This window comes from Amycolatopsis eburnea (genome assembly GCF_003937945.1).
Classification (GTDB): domain Bacteria; phylum Actinomycetota; class Actinomycetes; order Mycobacteriales; family Pseudonocardiaceae; genus Amycolatopsis; species Amycolatopsis eburnea.
Map to the genome: position 1 here is coordinate 455,199 of NZ_RSEC01000032.1, position 16,554 is coordinate 471,752.

Here is a 16,554-nt window from a genome sequence, read left to right on the forward strand (position 1 = left end):
CATGCCCGACCAGCACTTCGCCGATGCCGGCTTGGCCGCGCTGTACGACGCGATGAACCCGCGCTCCGGCGACTACGACTTCTACCTGCCGATGATCATGGCCGCGGAGTCGGTGCTGGACGTCGGCTGCGGCACCGGTTCCCTGCTGCACCTGGCGCGCGAATCCGGGCACCGGGGGCGCCTCGTCGGCCTCGACCCGGCCGAGGGGATGCTCGCGCAAGCCCGCCGTCGCGACGACGTCGAGTGGGTGCTGGGCGATTTGTCGACCGTGGCGTGGGACGGCGAGTTCGACTTCGCCGTGATGACCGGCCACGCGTTCCAGGTCCTGCTGACCGACGACGAGCTGCGCACGGCCTTCGCGGCGATCCGGCGCGCGCTGAAGCCCGGTGGCCGATTCGGCTTCGACACCCGCGACCCGGCGGCGCGCGGCTGGGAGCGGTGGACGCCGGCCCACGTGTCCGAAGTGGTCACGGCCGACGGGACCACCGTCCGGTCGTGGAACGACGCGGGACCGTTCGAGGACGGCTACGTCAGCTTCACGACGACGTACGAAAGCCCGAGCTGGGACGCGCCGCGGTACAGCGAAAGCACGTTGCGGTTCCTCGACGTCGCCGCGCTGGGCGAGTTCGTCGCCGACGCGGGGCTGGTCGTCGACGAGCAGTACGGCTACTGGGACCGCCGCCCGGCCGGTCCGGAGATCATCACCCTCGTGCGGCGGCCGCTCACCGGAAGTCGCGGGACTTCGCCTTGATCCGCATCTGCAGCGGCTCGACGCGGTCGGCGAGGACGCTCACCACGCCGTCGGCCTTCTCCACCACGCCGCGGATCAGCAGGGCCGGGCTGCTGCGCGCCACGCGGTGGTAGCGCTGCCAGAGGCCGAGCGTGCAGATCACGTTCACCATCCCCGTTTCGTCCTCGATGTTGAGGAAGGTGACGCCGGCCGCGGTCGCCGGGCGCTGGCGGTGGGTCACCGCGCCGCCGATCAGGACGCGGGCGCCGTTGTCGAGGGCGGCCAGGCCGCTCGCCGGGACGACGCCGAGTTCGTCGAGGTGGTCGCGGATGAACTCGGTCGGGTAGCTGTCCGGGGACACGCCCGTCGCCCAGACGTCGGCCGCCGCGAGGTCGAGGCCGTCCATGCCCGGCAGCACCGGCGCCCGCGTGCCGACCAGGCCGGGCAGCTTCTCCGGCCGTTCGCCGGCGACCGCGCCCGCGGTCCACAGCGCCTGGCGGCGGTCACCGCCGAAGCCGGCGAACGCGCCGGCCGTGGCCAGTGCCTCGATCTGCGGGGTGGTCAGCCGGACGCGGCGCGCGACGTCGGCCAGGTCGCGGTAGTCGCCGTTCTCCTGGCGCTCGGCCGTGATCCGCTTCGCGACGTCTTCGCCGATCTTCCGCACGGTGCTCAACCCGGTGCGCACCGCGTGCAGCTTACCCCCGCCCGGCAAGGGTTCCAGCGTCGCGTGCGGCAGGCTGCGGTTGATGTCCGGGCCGTGCACGGTGACGCCGTGGCGCCGCGCGTCGGCGACCAGCGACTGCGGTGAGTAGAACCCCATCGGCTGCGCGCGCAGCAGGCCCGCCAGGAACGCGTCCGGGTGGTAGAACTTGAAGTAGGCGCTGGAAAACACCAGGTGCGCGAAGCTCAGCGCGTGGCTCTCCGGGAAGCCGAAGTTCGCGAACGCCTTGAGCTTCAAGAAGATCTTCTGGGCGAGCTCGTCGTCGACGCCGTTCGCGGCGGCGCCTTCGAGGAACCGCTGCCGCAGCCGGTCCATCTTGCGGTCCGAGCGCTTCGACCCCATCGCGTGCCGCAGCTGGTCGGCCTCCGCCGCGGTGAAGTTCGCGACGTCGAGCGCGATCTGCATCATCTGCTCCTGGAACAGCGGCACGCCCTTGGTCTTGTGCAGTGCCTTCTCCAGCAGCGGGTGGTCGTAGCTCCACTCCTCGCGCCCCTGCTTGCGGCGGATGTACGGGTGCACCGAGCCGCCCTGGATCGGACCGGGCCGGATCAGCGCGACCTCGACGGCGAGGTCGTAGAACTCCCGGGGTTGCAGGCGCGGCAAGGTCGCCAGCTGCGCGCGGCTTTCGACCTGGAAGACGCCGATCGCGTCGGCGCGGCAGAGCATTTCGTAGACGTTCCCGTCGGCGAGGTCCAGCTCGGCGAGGTCGAGCTCTTCGTCCTTGTAGTCGCGGACCAGGTCGATCATGTAGTGCAGCGCGGAGAGCATGCCGAGGCCGAGCAGGTCGAACTTGACCAGCCCGGCGGCGGCGCAGTCCTCCTTCTCCCATTGGATGACGCTGCGGTCGGCCATCCGCGCCCACTCGACCGGCACGACCTGGCTCACCGGCTCCTGGCACATCACCATCCCGCCGGAGTGGATGCCGAGGTGGCGCGGGAAGTCCTCGAGCGCGAAGGCCAGCTGCACGACCTCGTCCGGGATGTCGTGGTCGTGGTCCTTTTCGGTGCTGCGCAGCGATCCCCAGCGGTCGATCTGCTTGCTCCAGGCGTCCTGCTGCCCCGGCGAGTAGCCCAGCGCGCGTGCCGCGTCGCGGACCGCCGACCGGGCGCGGTAGGTGATCACGTTCGCGACCTGGGCGGTGCGGAGGCGGCCGTGCTTGCCGAAGACGTACTGGATGGCCTCCTCGCGGCGGTCGGACTCGATGTCGAGGTCGATGTCGGGGTAGCCGTCGCGGTCCGGCGCGAGGAAGCGCTCGAAGAGGAGTTCGTAGGCGACGGAGTCGACCTTCGTGATGCCGAGCGCGTAGCAGACGGCCGAGTTCGCCGCCGAGCCGCGGCCCTGGCAGAGGATCTTGTTGTCGCGGCAGAACCGCACGATGTCCCAGACGATCAGGAAGTACCCGGGGAAGCCGAGCTCTTCGATGATCTCCAGTTCGTGCTTGATCTGGGTTTTCGCCTTTTCTTCGTGGGGCTTGCCGCCGAAGCGCTCCTCCGCGCCTTTCCAGGTCAGCTCGCGCAGGTACGTCGTTTCGGTGTGGTCGCCGGGGACGTCGAAGGGCGGCAGCTCCGGGGCGAGCAGCTTGAGCGGGAACGCGCATTCCATGCCCAGCAACGCACTTCGCCGCACCGCGCCGGGGTAGCGCCGGAACAGGACGTCCATTTCGGCACCGCTGCGCAGGAACGCCGTCCCGGCGGCGGGCAGCCAGCCTTCGAGCTCGTCGATGCCGCGCCGCGCGCGGATGGCGGCGAGCGCGTCGGCCAGCGGCGCCCGCTCGGGACGGGCGTAGTGCGCGGCGGTGGTGGCGACGGTCGGCAGGCCGAGCTCCTCCGCCAGCCCGCTGAGGACGTCGTTGTGGGTGCTGTCCAGGGGCTGCCGGTGGTCGGTGAGCTCGACGTAGACGTGGTCGCGGCCGAACCGGTCGACGAGGATCCGCAGCTGCTCGGCGGCGGCCGCCGGGCCGTGCGTGACGAGCGCCGAGCGCACCGCCCCTTTGCGGCACCCGGTCAGCACGACGCACTGCCCGGCGACCTCCTCGGCGACCGCACCGAGGTCGTAGATCGGCTTGCCCTTCTCGGCGTCGGAGTGGATCTGCCCGGCGGTGATGGCGCGGCACAGGGCGCGGTAGCCCTGGTCGCCGCGGGCGAGCAGGAGGAGGTGCTCGCCTTCGGGATCGGGGACGCCGTTTTGCGGGTTCCGCAGCCCGAAGCTGAGCTCGGTGCCGAAGACGGTGTTGACGCCCAGCTCACGCGCGGCTTCGGCGAAGCGGACGACGCCGTACATCCCGTCGTGATCGGTGAGGGCGATGGCGTCGAGCTGGAGGCGCGCGGCTTCCTCGACCAGCTCTTCGGGGTGACTGGCGCCGTCGAGGAAGCTGAAGTTGGAGTGGCAGTGCAGTTCGGCGTAGGGCACGCGGACGGCTTCGCCACCGTCGTCGGCGCCGCGAGCGGGGAGGTCTTCGGGGCGCTGGTAGCTCTCGCGGTGGCGGCTCCAGGCGGGGCTGTCACCGTGGTCGCCGGGCGGGAGATCGCCGGCGAGGGTGCGGGCGAGGTCCTTCCAGCGGACGGGTGGGTTGTTCCAGCCCATTCAGCGGCTCCCGGGGTCTTCCCGGTGCGGGTTTTCGGCGGCGCGGCGTCGGCGGTGCCAGTTGGACGGGTGGTTCCAGCGGCTGCGGGCTTCGGCTTCGCTCATGGGGGTTGGTGAGTTGGCAGCTTGGTCGCGGCGGTGCTGATCGGCCTCGGCCTCGCTCATCGGGATGGCGGGTTCGCCGCGGCCGGCGTTCGAAGGGTGGTTGCGGCGACTGCGAGCCTCGGCCTCGCTCAAGGGTCCGGCGGGATCGTCGCGACCGGCGTTGGACGGGTGATTGCGGCGGCTGCGGACCTCCGCCTCGCTCATGGCGGTTGGCGAGTTGGCCTGCCCGCGGCGGGTTCGGCGGGCCGGGCCGCTCAGGCGGCAGCCGTTCTCCCCCGACGGGCGGGGCAGCGGGATGACCACCGCCAGCTGGCCGTCGTCCGTCTGTGGTAGCTGGCCGCGGACCGACCAGGTGTCCGGTCGGGGGTGGTCGCGGGGTTCCTCCGGGGCGGGGGCCGGGATCTCGCGGAGCCATCGGGGCTCGGCGGTTTCCGGTTCGGCTCGCAGCCAGTCGCGCAGGCGTCGTGCGTAGTTCTCGTCCATGCTCAGTCGTACACTCCCTCGACCGTCCACAGTGGATTTTCCGTGCCCGCGCAGTGCACCAGCACCGCCTCGGGTGGCTCGTCGCGCTCGCCGGCGAGCAGCAGCTGGAGCCGGGCGCGGCGGGGGCCCGGGCGACGGCGGTCCGGCGTCAGCGGCCACGGGCCCGCCCAGCCCACGACCTTCCGGCGCGCGCCGCCGATCGTCAGGTCGCGTGGGGGTGCCGTGAGCTGGTCGCGCGGGGTGAGGGCGACGGCCCGGCCGGTGGCGTCGAAGACCTGGGCGGGGACCGGGCGGTCCAGGACCGTCGCCGGGGACGGGGACGGCAGCCGGCCCGGCCAGGTCGCGTCCGGTGGGTTCGTGCGCTCGCGGGGGTCGCCCCACGGCACCAGGCGGACGCGGCCCGCGGGGTCGCGGCCGCCGTCGAGCAGGGGCGTGAGCACGCCTTCCGGCCCCAGGAGGCCCTGGACGCGGACGAACGCGCGGGCCGCCCGCTCGTCTTCCTCGTCGGAGCCGCCGTTCTGCCAGAGGGCGAGCTGCAGCGACCGGCCTTCGACCGTCTCCTCCGGTTCGAGGCGCAGCCGCACGACGCCGGACGTCGGGCGGTGGCCCTTCGGCGCGCGCAGCCAGCCCTCGAACTGCCAGCGGACGCGGTCGGCGACGCCCGCCGGGGTCAGCGGTTCGGCGCAGCGCCACACGCGGCCGAGGTGTTCGCCGTCTTCGGTGACCGCGTGGATGCCGAGGCGGGTGCAGGCGAGGCCGTGGCCGGCGAGGCCCGCGCAGAACCGCGCCGCGAGGCCCTTGGCGAGGAACGCGGCGACGTCGACGCGCTCGACGACCGGGTCGAACTCCTCGGTCAGCGTCAGCTCCGGCGGCGGGCGACGGCGCAGCGGCGGCCGTTCGGAGCGGCCGCGCGCCAGCCGGTGGGCGAGCAGCCCGGCCGTGCCGAAGCGGTTGGCGACGTCGCGCTCCGGCAGTTCGGCGAACGCGCCGAGCGTTTTCAGGCCGAGGCGGCGCAGCAGGTCGACGAGCTCCGCGCGCTCGGCGCCCGGCTGATCCAGCTCGGTGACGGGCAGCGGCGCGAGGAACTCGGCGACGCGCCCGGGTGCGACGAACTCCCCGCGCCGGGCGGCGAGCGTCGCGGCGAAGAGCCCTTCGGCGATCCCGACCTGGCATTCGACGCCGGCCGCGGCCGAAACCTCGTCGACGAGGCGCTCGACGAGCGCGTGTTCGCCGCCGAAGTAGGGCGCGGCGCCGTCGACGGGCACCGCGACGAGCCCCGGCCGCACGACTTCGACGCCGACCACGAGCGCCTCGACCGCCCGCGCGACGGGCTCGAAAAGCCGGGCGTCGCGGCCGTCGTCCGCGGCGAAGACGACGAGCTCGGGGCAGTTCGACTGCGCCTCCCGCCGCCGCATCCCCCGCCGGATCCGGCTCCGGCGCGCGACGGCGTTGCAGGCGACGACCCGGTTCGCGCTGAATACGGCGGCGGGTTCGGTCACCGGTGTCCCCGCGACGGCCGCGGCGGCGACCGCGGGCCAGTCCGGGCACCAGAGGACCAGCATCCGGGCCGGGGTGTCGGAAGTGCCACGCTGGGCTGGGACGGTCATGCGGCCGCCCGCGGGCTCACGGAAGTGGACTGCCTGGCCGCGCACGCGAGGGACCACTGCACGGTGCCGGCTTCGGCCGCACCGAAGCTCGCGCCGACGCAGGGCAGACGTGTGCGGGCCCGCCGAGCAGGGGTGCCGCGCCGGGCTGGGATAACTGCCCACGAACAGCGGCCCGCGCGGCCGAAAGACCGGTGCGCGGCGTGGTCGGCCGCAGGATCGGGTGGCAGGGTCGGGCTCGGCCGCCACTCGGGCAGGACCGCCCGAACCGTACGCGTGGCAACACTCATGCCGTCGCCTCCGCATCCAGCGCCACACCGCGGACCGCCTCGGTCACGCCGCCGGAGGGGCCGGGCAGCAGCAGCTCCGCCGACACCGGGCGGGCCGCCGAGCCCCGGCCGTGGACGCGGATCGCCACCCGGCGCTGCCGCAGGTGGCCGTAGCCCTCCTCTGGGCCCGTCCACGCCTCGCGGCGGCACGACAGCTCGACGTCCGCTCCCGGCCAAGCCCCCGACGCCAGCAGTACGGCGCCGCGATGGCGGGCGCGTGCCGACAAGCGGCGGGCCACCGAGGGCAGCACCGTCTCCGAGTGGACCGCCACCACGTCCACGCCGTCGAGCAGCGCCGCCACCACCGCGGGGAACTCCGCGCCCGGGCGGGGCACCAAGGCCAGCCGGGAAAGGTCCGCGCCGTGCTCGGCCGCTGCCGCCAGGCCCAGGGAGGGCAGGCCGACCACCGCCGCCCACGAACCCGCCGCCGTGGCCGGGGCGAGGAGGGCGAGCAGCAGCGACGTCGAGCCGTGGACCGCCACCGTGCTCCCGCGCCGGAGCCCGGCGGCGGGCAGCAGGCCCGCCAGCGCCTCGGCGACCGGGAACACCCTTCCCGTCGCCCGCGCACGCTCGGCCTGGGCCGCCACCCGGCTCGCCGTGCTGACCCCGGGCAGGGCCGCCAGCCGGGCCACCGGCGGCTCCACCACAGCGGTCACCGCACGCACCTCCCCACCACGGACTGGGCCGGCGGTCGGGCCTCTCCCAAAACGCGACCGACGGCTCTGGTCCGCCGCGGGGAAGGCGGCGGTATCGAACGCGTGTTCGACAAGAACCAGTCAACCGCGAACCGCCAGACCTGTCAAGTCACCCACAAGCGGCATGGCAAACCAGTTGCCCGGCCCGCGGCGGACCGGCTAGACACACCGCGTGGAGCTCACCGACGCCCAGCCCGAAGACGCCCCGGAACTGCTGGTCCTGCAACGCTGCTGCTGGGTCCAGGAAGCCATCCTGAACGACACCCTCGACATCCCCGCGCTGCACGAATCGCTCGAAGACGTGCGCGACTGGACCAAGACCTGGTCGGTGTGGGTGCTGCGGGAAGAGCACCGCCTGATCGGCGCCGTCCGCGCCCGGCTCGAGGCGGACCGCTGGGAGCTCGGCAGGCTGATGGTCGCGCCCGACTTCGCCGGCCGCGGGCTGGGCCGTCGCCTGCTCGCGCACGCCGAAGCGCAGGCGCCCGCCGAGGCCCACCGGTTCGCCCTCTTCACCGGGGCCCGCAGCGCCCGCAACATCACGATGTACCAGCGAGCGGGCTACCGGCTGACCGACGCGCCCGAAGCCGGCGGCCACATCGTCGGCGCCGTGTACCTGGAGAAGGCCCGCCAATACGGTGCCGGTCGTTACTAATCCGACCACGGTCACGGCCGGATGATTTTCGCGGCAACGGCACGTACCGCTCGGGGGCCGGCCTACCTTTGGCCGGATTAGTAACCCGGTCCGGCCACCGGCTGCCGCGGGGTCGGCTAGATTGCCCGGTGGACTTTGGGGGTGGCGATGACCGAACGGCGGAGACGGCCGGTCCTGTGGATCGCCGGCGCGCTCGTCGCGGCGGGCGCGGTGGCCGCCGTGGTGCTGACCGCGGGTGGTGGGGTGCCCGGGGCCACGGCCGCGGCCCCGGGGCCGACGACCATGGGCGCGGAGTGGCGGTCGTTCCGCGCCGACGTCACCGGGATCCGTCCCGGGCCGGACGCGACCACCCTGTTCGTGCAGGTCGCGCTGCCCGGCAAGGACCCCGGCTGCGTCCGTGAGCCGCGGATCGAGCAGCTCGTCGAGGCGAAGACCGACATCCGCGCCGACGTCGTCTATTCGACGCGGCCCGCCGCGGGCGGCTGCCAGGACAAGGTGCCCGCCGAGCTGCGGCTGACCACGTCCGAGCCGGTCGCGGACCGGACCGTGATCCTCAACGCCGACACCGGCAACGCCTGGCACAAGCTCGGCGCCGGCTGGGGCCACTGCGACCGCCAGGGCACCTGCGCGCCGCCCGCCGACCACTGCGACCCCGCGTGGATCGGCGCCGCGGTGTCCGCCGCGGGCGCCGAAAGCGCCGGGACCACCCGCGCCTGCGACCCGGCCTGGCTGGTCGTCGACCTGCTGGTGAAGCAGACCGAAGGGCCGTCACGCACCGCGTTCCGCTGGGGCGACGGCGGCTGGACGTCGTTCGCGCAGACCAGGACCGCGGGCTGCGCGGACATCCGGGCGGCCGAGCCGAAGTTCCCGGTCGCGCTCTGCAAGGCGCTGCCCGCGCCCGCCTAGCGCGGCAGCTTCTTGACGACCTCGGCGCCGACCGCCTTCACGGCCGCGTCGGACTCCTCCTGCGGCATCGGCGAGTTCGAGAAGAACCCCTTGTCCCAGCCGGAAACCTCGACCGTGACGAGGTTCGCGCCGGCGAGCACGTGCAGCTCGGCGCCGCTGAACGCGCTCTTCGTGACCAAGCGGACCAGTGCCGCCTTGTCGCCGATGCCGGGCACGTCGATCGGCGCCCCCTCCGGCTTCGGCGACAGGAAGTTGTCCTTCGCCTGCCGCTTCGCGTCTTCGCCGGAGTACTCGACGACGCGGACGTTCAGGGTGGCGTCCCGGACGTTCTCGTCCGGACCCGGCTTGAAGCCGCAGCCGATCTGCTTCAAGCCCGGCACCGTTTCGCTGCTGCCCGGGTTGCCGCCGACGTAGCTGGGGAACCCGGCCTTTTCCAGTACCTGCGCCGGGATCGAGCACTCCGCGGCCGGCTGCGACGAGCTGGGCGCCTTGCCGGTGCTCGCGAAGTAGTCGCTCGCGAAGACGCCGAGCGGGATTCCCGCGCCGAGCAGCACGACCACGCCGCCGATGATCCCGAGGACCAGACCGGTGCGCTTCTTCTTCGGCGGCGGCATCGGCCCGCCGTAGCCGGGCGGCGGATAGCCCTGCTGCGGCGGGTAACCCGGGTACCCGGGCTGCTGCGGATAGCCCGGGTACCCCTGCTGACCCTGTCCGTACTGCGGCGGTTGCTGCATCGAGCCCTCCCTCTCGAAGCGCGAGTCAGTGCGCGAAGTGGCGCGTCCCCGTCAGGTACATGGTGACGCCCGCCTTCTCCGCGGCCGCGATGACCTCGGCGTCACGCACCGAGCCACCGGGCTGCACAATCGCGCGGACCCCCGCCTCGACCAGCACCTCCAGGCCGTCCGGGAACGGGAAGAACGCGTCCGACGCGCCGACCGAGCCCTTGGCCCGGTCCCCCGCCCGCGACACCGCGAGCCGCGAGGAGTCGACGCGGTTGACCTGGCCCATGCCGACGCCGACGGTCGCGCCGTCGGCGGCCAGCAGGATCGCGTTCGACTTGACCGCGCGCAGCGAGCGCCACGCGAACTCGAGGTCGCGCAGGGTCTGCTCGTCGGCCGGGGCGCCGGTGGCGAGCTGCCACGACGCCGGGTTGTCGCCCGGGGCGTCGATCGCGTCGGCGGTCTGCAGCAGCACGCCGCCGGAGATCGGGCGGAACTCGATCGACGACGCCGGGGCCGCGGGCAGCTTGAGCAGCCGGATGTTCTTCTTGCGCTGCAGGATCTCCAGCGCTTCGGCGTCGAAGTCCGGGGCCAGCACGACCTCGGTGAAGACCTTCTCGATCTGCTCGGCCGCCTCGCGGGTGACCGGCCGGTTCGTCGCGATGACGCCGCCGTAGGCCGAAACCGGGTCGCACGCGTGCGCCTTGCGGTGCGCCTCGGCGACGTCCGCGCCGACCGCGATGCCGCACGGGTTGGCGTGCTTGATGATCGCGACGGCGGGCTCGGCGAAGTCGAACGCGGCGCGGCGCGCGGCGTCGGTGTCGACGTAGTTGTTGTAGGACATGGCCTTGCCGTGCAGCTGCTCGGCGTGCGCCAGGCCCGGGCGATCGCTCTTGTACAGCGCGGCTTTCTGGTGCGGGTTCTCGCCGTAGCGCAGGACGTCGGCGCGTTCCCAGGTGGCGCCGAGGAAGTCCGGGAAGCCGGCGTCGTCCGCGGGCGCGTACGCGCTGGCGAACCACGAAGCGACGGCGGTGTCGTACGCCGCCGTGTGCGCGTACGCCCGGGCCGCGAGCCGCTTGCGGTCCTCGAAGTCGAAGCCGCCGCCGGCGACGCGCTCGACGACCCAGCCGTAGCGGGCCGGGTCGACGACGACCGCGACGCTGCCGTGGTTCTTCGCCGCCGCGCGGACCATGGCCGGGCCGCCGATGTCGATGTTCTCGACGCAGTCCTCCGGGCTCGCGCCGGACGCGACGGTCTGCGCGAACGGGTAGAGGTTCACGACCAGCAGGTCGAACGCCGCGATGTCCAGCTTGCGCAGCTGCTCGACGTGGTCCGGGTTGCCCTGGTCGGCCAGCAGGCCGGCGTGCACGCGCGGGTGCAGCGTCTTGACGCGCCCGTCCAGCGACTCGGGGAAGCCGGTGACCTCTTCGACCGGCGTGACCGGGACCCCCGCGTCGGCGATGGTCTTCGCCGTGCCGCCGGTGGAGACGATCTCGACGCCGGCCGCGTGCAGGCCGGTCGCGAGGTCCAGGAGGCCCGCCTTGTCCGAGACGCCGATCAGCGCCCGGCGGACCGGGCGCCGTCCCAGGTCAGTGCTCACGAAATGTCACCTTTCGTCCGTCCACGGTGCAGCCACCGCGGCCGAGTCGCTCGATCGTTTCCACCAGCAGCCTGCGCTCCACGGCCTTGATCCGTTCGTGCAGGACGTCTTCGGTGTCGTCGTGCTCCACGACGACGGCTTCCTGGGCGATGATCGGCCCGGTGTCGACCCCGGCGTCCGCGAAGTGCACGGTCGAGCCGGTGACCTTGACGCCGGCTTCGAGCGCGTCGCGGACCGCGTGCATCCCGGGGAACGACGGGAGCAGCGCCGGGTGCGTGTTGACCACCGTGAAGCGGCCGAGGAACTGCTCGCCGAGGATCTTCATGAACCCGGCGGAGACGACGAGGTCGGGCTGGTACGCCGCGACGGCCTCGGTCAGCGCCTTGTCCCAGGCGGCGCGGTCGGGGTGGTCGGCGACCCGGACGGTGAACGCCGGGACGCTGAACCGCTCGGCGCGGGTGAGGGCTTCGATGCCGGTGCGGTCGGCGCCGACGGCGACGACCTTGGCCGGGAAGCCGGACCGGCCGGTGGCGTCCAGCACCGCCTGCAGGAGGGTGCCGGAGCCCGACGCGAGCACGACGAGCTTCACCGGAGTGGGCAGCTCCAACCGTTGAGACAGAGCGGGCTCCTTGCCGCGGGCGGTGCGCAGCCGGGCGCACGGCGCTTCACCAGGTCGCGTCAACCCTAACGGTCGGTCTCGTCCGGCTCGACGTCGCCGCAGGTCTCGGTGCCTCTGGTCACAGCTTCGTCCGGCTCGGCGTCGCTTTCACGTGAAAGCTCCGCTTCTTCATCGGCGTCGCTTTCACGTGAAAGCGACGCGTCCTCGCCGGGTTCTTCGTCTGGTTCGTTCTCTTCGGAGGATTCGAGTTCTTCGATCGCTTCGGCCGCTTCTTCGACGTCGACCTCGTCGGCGTCTTCGAAGGCTTCGTTGTCTTCGAGCGCCTCCGGCGGCGGCGCGGGCGGCTCGTGCTCGCCCGTGAAGAACGCGACGAACGACCCCGGGATGACGATCCAGCAGAACGCGACGACGGACGCGACCCCCACCGGCACGCTCACCGGGTCGAACGGGCCGTCGCCGAGCCGCCCGCCGGCCAGCGTGCCGAGCAGGACGCAGCCGAGCGCGACGACCGCGCCGGCCACCGCGACCGCGCGGATGCGCTGCGCCGGGTCGGCGTCGACCTTGCGCAGCGACCAGCCGACCAGCGCGCCGGCCGCCGCGGGCAGCACGAGCAGGGCGGGCCACCAGGCCGCGTGGTGCTCGGGCAGGCCGCCGAGCAGGGGGACGCCGGGCACGGCGCCGCCGCGGTAGCCGAACATCCCGACGTTCAGGTCGCCGATCGAGAACCCGGGCCCGGTGACGAAGGACAGCGCGGCGGCGACGGCGTTCGGCAGGTAGAGCACCGACAGCAGGAAGAGCCCGAAGCTGGCGCCGAAGGCGGGCTCGTAGATGTCGGACACGGTCGCCCACGACACCGCGGTCGCGACGGTGAACACCACGGCACCGCAGGCCACGAGCACCGCGAAGCCCAGCGCGCCGGCCCGGAGCCCGCGCAGGGCGAGGGGGTCGAGGCGGTCCGCGACGAAGTCCGGCAGCCCGCAGGACCGGGTGAGACCGGCGGAGGCGGCCACCGCGGCGAGCAGCCCGGGGACGGCGAAGGCGGCCAGCGGGTTCGCCGACACCGCCGAACCCCGCGTGCCGAGCGCGATGGCCAGCCCGAACCCGGCGTGCGCGCCGGTGATCGTGAGCAGTACGGGGAGCGCTTCGCGGACCGAGCGGCAGCCGAGGCGCTGGGCGGCGCCGGCCGCGGTCCGCGCCGCCAGCAGGGCCGCGCCGAGCGTCGGCAGCAGCGGCAGCACGCCGAGCGGGTGCCCGCCGAAGCCGAGCTGGACCTGGTGCGCGGCGAGCCAGCCGGGCGCGGCGGCCAGCAGCACGCCGGTGCCGGAGAAGACGGTGCGGTCGGCGGTGAGCGCGACCAGGGTCAGCGCGGTCGCGACGGCGGCGTAGCCGGTGACCAGCGGGCCGAGGGCGGCGGCGAGCAACACCCGCACCCGCGCCGCCCGGGAGAGTCCGACGTCGGGATCGAGGTCGCTCACCGGCTCCTCGCGGGCGTCGGTGAGCAGGTCCATGATCCGCACCCTGACATCCGGGCTGGTCCGACCGGGTGAGCCACGCCGCCGCCGACGGGAGTGGGGAAGCTAACCCACCCGGTCGAGTAACCCCTGAAGTGCAAAACACCCGCTGTGACACTCAGCGTCACAGCGGGTGTTCCGACGGACCGCGTCAGTTCGACTTGCCGAAGCCACCGGGCGGGGTGCCCGGGTTGTCCGACGGCGGCTGCTGGAAGAACGAGCCCTGCTGCGGGGCGTACGTCGTGGCCTGCTGCCCCGGCGGCGGCGTGGTCGACGGCGGGTTCGGCGAGCCGTACTGACCCGGCTGCGAGAACGGCGCCGACGGCTCGCCGGTCTGGGCGACCGGGCCCGGGCCGTGGCCCGGCTGGCCGAACTGCTGACCCGGCTGACCGTACTGCTGCTGCTGGCCGGGCTGGCCGTACTGCTGCTGGCCGCCGTAGGACGGCGCGGCGGGCTTCGGCGACGGCGGCTTGATCACGTCGTGCTCGATGAGCAGCGCGCCGACCGCGGCCGCCGCCTGCAGGAACGCCAGGATCAGGATGACGATGACGACACCCGGCGTCGTCTGCAGGCCGATCAGCGTGTCCAGGACGTCGAGCGCGCCGAGCACGCTGAACAGCGCCGCGAACGGCAGCGTCCGCGGCCCCTTCGGCAGCACGTGGAGCGCGGCGAGCAGACCGCCACCGAGCAGGAAGGCCCCGCCGAGGCCGACTTCGCCGGTGTCGACGAACCCGAGGAAGTACTCCACGAGGCTGATGCCGGTGACGACCAGGGCGAGCAGCAGCGGCAGGTTCTGCGGCAGGCCCGCCGGGCCGGACCCCGAGGGCGCCGGGGCCGAGTGCTGCTGCTGGGGGAAGCCACCGGTGGGCGGCGGTCCGGGGGGCTGCTGGCCGCCACCCTGCTGGGGGTAGCCAGGCCCGCCGCTGGGGAAGGTCATCGGATGCACTCCTGTCGGTTCGACCGGCACTCCGGGGCACGCGGGCACCCGGGGGAAGACGAGGCGGCTTGTGTGCGCAGAACGCTAGCGCACTCTCAAGCCCTCAGCCCACCAGACGCGTGAATCCCTCCGGAGGTTTCGTACCCGGACGCAGTAGAGCCGGGCACCTTGTGGGTGCCCGGCTCTACCAGCGGTTACACGCAGTCGTCAGCCGAGGCTGTTGTACAGCTCACGCGCGAGGACGGCGGTCTCGCTCGGGGTCTTGCCGACCTTGACGCCGGCGGCCTCGAGGGCCTCCTTCTTCGCGGCGGCCGTGCCGGAGGAGCCCGACACGATGGCGCCCGCGTGGCCCATGGTCTTGCCCTCGGGCGCGGTGAAGCCCGCGACGTAACCGACGACCGGCTTCGTCACGTTCTCCTTGATGTAGGCCGCGGCGCGCTCTTCGGCGTCGCCACCGATCTCGCCGATCATCACGATGACCTTGGTCTCGGGGTCCGCCTCGAACGCCTCGAGGGCGTCGATGTGCGTGGTGCCGATGATGGGGTCACCACCGATGCCGACCGCGGTGGAGAAGCCGATGTCCCGCAGCTCGTACATCATCTGGTAGGTCAGCGTGCCGGACTTCGACACGAGGCCGATCTGGCCCGGGCCGGAGATGTCGGCCGGGATGATGCCGGCGTTCGACTTGCCGGGGCTGATCACGCCGGGGCAGTTCGGGCCGATGATCCGGGTCTTGTTGCCCTTCGCCACCGCGTGCGCCCAGAAGTAGGCGGAGTCGTGCACCGGGATGCCCTCGGTGATGACCACGGCGAGCGGGATCTCGGCGTCGATCGCCTCGAGGACCGCGTCCTTGGCGAACTTCGGCGGCACGAAGATGACCGACACGTCGGCGCCGGTCTCCTTGATCGCCTCCTCGACGGTGCCGAAGACCTTGAGGTCCTTGCCCTCGATGGTGACGGTCTGGCCGGCCTTGCGGGCGTTGACGCCACCCACGATGTTCGTGCCGGACTTCAGCATCTTGGTCGCGTGCTTCGTGCCTTCGGAGCCGGTGAGCCCCTGGACGATGACCTTGCTGTTCTCGTTGATGAAGATCGACATCTCACGCACCTGCCGCGGCGAGCTCGGCAGCCTTGTCGGCCGCGTTGTCCATTGTGTCCACCACGGTGACCAGCGGGTGGTTCGCGTCCGCCAGGATCTTGCGACCCTCCACGACGTTGTTGCCGTCCAGGCGGACGACCAGCGGCTTGCTGGCCTCGTCGCCCAGGATCTTCAGCGCCTCGACGATGCCGTTCGCCACCGCGTCGCAGGCGGTGATGCCGCCGAAGACGTTGACGAAGACGCTCTTCACGTCGGTGTCGTTGAGGATGACGTCCAGCCCGGCCGCCATGACCTCGGCCGACGCGCCGCCGCCGATGTCGAGGAAGTTCGCCGGCTTCACGCCGCCGTGCTTCTCGCCCGCGTACGCCACGACGTCCAAAGTGGACATGACGAGGCCCGCGCCGTTGCCGATGATGCCGACCTGGCCGTCGAGCTTGACGTAGTTGAGGTTCTTGGCCTTGGCCTTCGCCTCGAGCGGGTTCTCGGCTTCCTTGTCCACCAGGGCCTCGTGGCCCGGCTGGCGGAAGTCCGCGTTCTCGTCGAGGGTGACCTTGCCGTCGAGGGCGATGATCTTGTCCTGCGGGTCGCGGACCAGCGGGTTGACCTCGACCAGGGTGGCGTCCTCGGAGACGAAGGTCTCCCAGAGCTTCACGACCACGTCGGCGGCTTCGTCGATGATCTCGGCCGGGAAGTTGCCGGCCTTCAGGATCTCGAGCGCCTTCGCCTTGTCGACGCCGGCGATCGCGTCGACCGGGATCTTCGCGAGCGCGTCGGGCCGCTCGACCGCGAGCTGCTCGATCTCCATGCCGCCCTCGGCTGACGCCATCGCCAGGAACGTGCGGTTCGCGCGGTCCAGCAGGAAGGAGAAGTAGTACTCGGACGCGATGTCCGAAGCTTCGGCCACGAGCACGCGGCGCGTGATGTGGCCCTTGATGTCGAGGCCGAGGATGGCTTCCGCCTTCTCCTTCGCCTCGTCGGGCGTCTGGGCCAGCTTGACGCCGCCCGCCTTGCCGCGGCCGCCGACCTTCACCTGCGCCTTGACGACGACCTGGTTGCCGATCTGCTCCGCGGCGGTCTTGGCTTCTTCGGGGGTGCTAGCCACCGAGCCCGGCAGAACCGGTACTCCGTGGGCGGCGAAGAGATCCCTCGCCTGGTACTCGTAGAGGTCCACTACTCCAGTCTCCTGACGACACGCCACTGTGGTGGTCCGCGTTACCGGACCGCGCTGTCGGACCAGTCGAGGTTAGCGACCTGCGTGAACG

At 72.6% G+C, this 16,554-nt stretch carries 14 protein-coding genes; 3 read left to right on the top strand and 11 right to left on the bottom strand.

Translation table 11 applies throughout. The features are described 5' to 3' along the window. The first annotated feature begins 1 nt into the window (after position 1). Positions 2–751 (top strand): class I SAM-dependent DNA methyltransferase, encoded by a 750-nt coding sequence (locus tag EIY87_RS10055; protein WP_125307383.1) that lies wholly within the window; start codon positions 2–4, stop codon positions 749–751. Here EIY87_RS10055 and EIY87_RS10060 read toward each other — a convergent pair. From EIY87_RS10060 to EIY87_RS10075, 4 genes are all read right to left on the bottom strand, one after another. Then, positions 723–4,034, bottom strand: coding sequence for an error-prone DNA polymerase (locus EIY87_RS10060; protein ID WP_125307384.1), 3,312 nt, complete (start codon positions 4,032–4,034; stop codon positions 723–725). The genes EIY87_RS10055 and EIY87_RS10060 overlap by 29 nt on opposite strands. Further along, positions 4,035–4,622, bottom strand: a complete 588-nt coding sequence (locus EIY87_RS10065; protein ID WP_125307385.1) for a chromosomal replication initiator protein DnaA — start codon at positions 4,620–4,622, stop codon at positions 4,035–4,037. A 2-nt stretch (positions 4,623–4,624) separates the two neighbouring features. Next, positions 4,625–6,229 (bottom strand): DNA polymerase Y family protein, encoded by a 1,605-nt coding sequence (locus EIY87_RS10070; protein WP_449657940.1) that lies wholly within the window; start codon positions 6,227–6,229, stop codon positions 4,625–4,627. Between the two features lie 283 nt (positions 6,230–6,512). Next, complete coding sequence (locus EIY87_RS10075) at positions 6,513–7,211, bottom strand: hypothetical protein (protein ID WP_125307386.1); 699 nt, start codon at positions 7,209–7,211, stop codon at positions 6,513–6,515. A gap of 211 nt (positions 7,212–7,422) precedes the next feature. Between EIY87_RS10075 and EIY87_RS10080 the strand changes: the two genes are divergently transcribed. Together EIY87_RS10080 and EIY87_RS10085 are read left to right on the top strand one after the other, a co-directional pair. Then, positions 7,423–7,902, top strand: a complete 480-nt coding sequence (locus EIY87_RS10080; RefSeq protein WP_125307387.1) for a GNAT family N-acetyltransferase — start codon at positions 7,423–7,425, stop codon at positions 7,900–7,902. Positions 7,903–8,049: 147 nt separating this feature from the next. Beyond that, positions 8,050–8,808, top strand: coding sequence for a hypothetical protein (locus EIY87_RS10085; protein ID WP_125307388.1), 759 nt, complete (start codon positions 8,050–8,052; stop codon positions 8,806–8,808). On the opposite strand, the gene EIY87_RS10090 is transcribed toward EIY87_RS10085, so the two are convergent. The 7 genes from EIY87_RS10090 to sucC form a co-directional block, all read right to left on the bottom strand. Then, positions 8,805–9,542: a hypothetical protein gene (locus tag EIY87_RS10090; RefSeq protein ID WP_125307389.1), complete on the bottom strand. Its 738-nt coding sequence runs from the start codon at positions 9,540–9,542 to the stop codon at positions 8,805–8,807. The genes EIY87_RS10085 and EIY87_RS10090 overlap by 4 nt on opposite strands. Positions 9,543–9,567: 25 nt before the next feature. After that, positions 9,568–11,127, bottom strand: a complete 1,560-nt coding sequence (gene purH, locus EIY87_RS10095) for a bifunctional phosphoribosylaminoimidazolecarboxamide formyltransferase/IMP cyclohydrolase (RefSeq protein WP_125307390.1) — start codon at positions 11,125–11,127, stop codon at positions 9,568–9,570. Next, positions 11,117–11,734 (bottom strand): phosphoribosylglycinamide formyltransferase, encoded by a 618-nt coding sequence (purN, locus tag EIY87_RS10100; RefSeq protein WP_125307391.1) that lies wholly within the window; start codon positions 11,732–11,734, stop codon positions 11,117–11,119. The genes purH and purN overlap by 11 nt, the downstream gene beginning before the upstream one ends. A gap of 77 nt (positions 11,735–11,811) precedes the next feature. Next, positions 11,812–13,263: a cell division protein PerM gene (locus tag EIY87_RS10105; protein ID WP_125307392.1), complete on the bottom strand. Its 1,452-nt coding sequence runs from the start codon at positions 13,261–13,263 to the stop codon at positions 11,812–11,814. Between the two features lie 145 nt (positions 13,264–13,408). After that, on the bottom strand, positions 13,409–14,194 hold the full coding sequence (locus EIY87_RS10110) for a DUF5336 domain-containing protein (RefSeq protein WP_125307393.1): 786 nt from the start codon (positions 14,192–14,194) through the stop codon (positions 13,409–13,411). A gap of 207 nt (positions 14,195–14,401) precedes the next feature. Next, complete coding sequence (gene sucD / locus EIY87_RS10115; protein ID WP_125307394.1) at positions 14,402–15,292, bottom strand: succinate--CoA ligase subunit alpha; 891 nt, start codon at positions 15,290–15,292, stop codon at positions 14,402–14,404. Between the two features lies 1 nt (position 15,293). After that, entirely contained in the window at positions 15,294–16,463 is a 1,170-nt protein-coding gene (gene sucC / locus EIY87_RS10120) for an ADP-forming succinate--CoA ligase subunit beta (protein WP_125307395.1), read from the bottom strand. Between the last annotated feature and the right edge of the window lie 91 nt (positions 16,464–16,554).

Coding starts and splice junctions, on each gene's coding strand:
- EIY87_RS10055 (WP_125307383.1), top strand. CDS start 2: ATGCCCGACCAGCACTTCGCCGATGCCGGCTTGGCCGCGCTGTACGAC.
- EIY87_RS10060 (WP_125307384.1), bottom strand. CDS start 4,034: ATGGGCTGGAACAACCCACCCGTCCGCTGGAAGGACCTCGCCCGCACC.
- EIY87_RS10065 (WP_125307385.1), bottom strand. CDS start 4,622: ATGGACGAGAACTACGCACGACGCCTGCGCGACTGGCTGCGAGCCGAA.
- EIY87_RS10070 (WP_449657940.1), bottom strand. CDS start 6,229: ATGACCGTCCCAGCCCAGCGTGGCACTTCCGACACCCCGGCCCGGATG.
- EIY87_RS10085 (WP_125307388.1), top strand. CDS start 8,050: ATGACCGAACGGCGGAGACGGCCGGTCCTGTGGATCGCCGGCGCGCTC.
- EIY87_RS10090 (WP_125307389.1), bottom strand. CDS start 9,542: ATGCAGCAACCGCCGCAGTACGGACAGGGTCAGCAGGGGTACCCGGGC.
- EIY87_RS10110 (WP_125307393.1), bottom strand. CDS start 14,194: ATGACCTTCCCCAGCGGCGGGCCTGGCTACCCCCAGCAGGGTGGCGGC.
- sucD (WP_125307394.1), bottom strand. CDS start 15,292: ATGTCGATCTTCATCAACGAGAACAGCAAGGTCATCGTCCAGGGGCTC.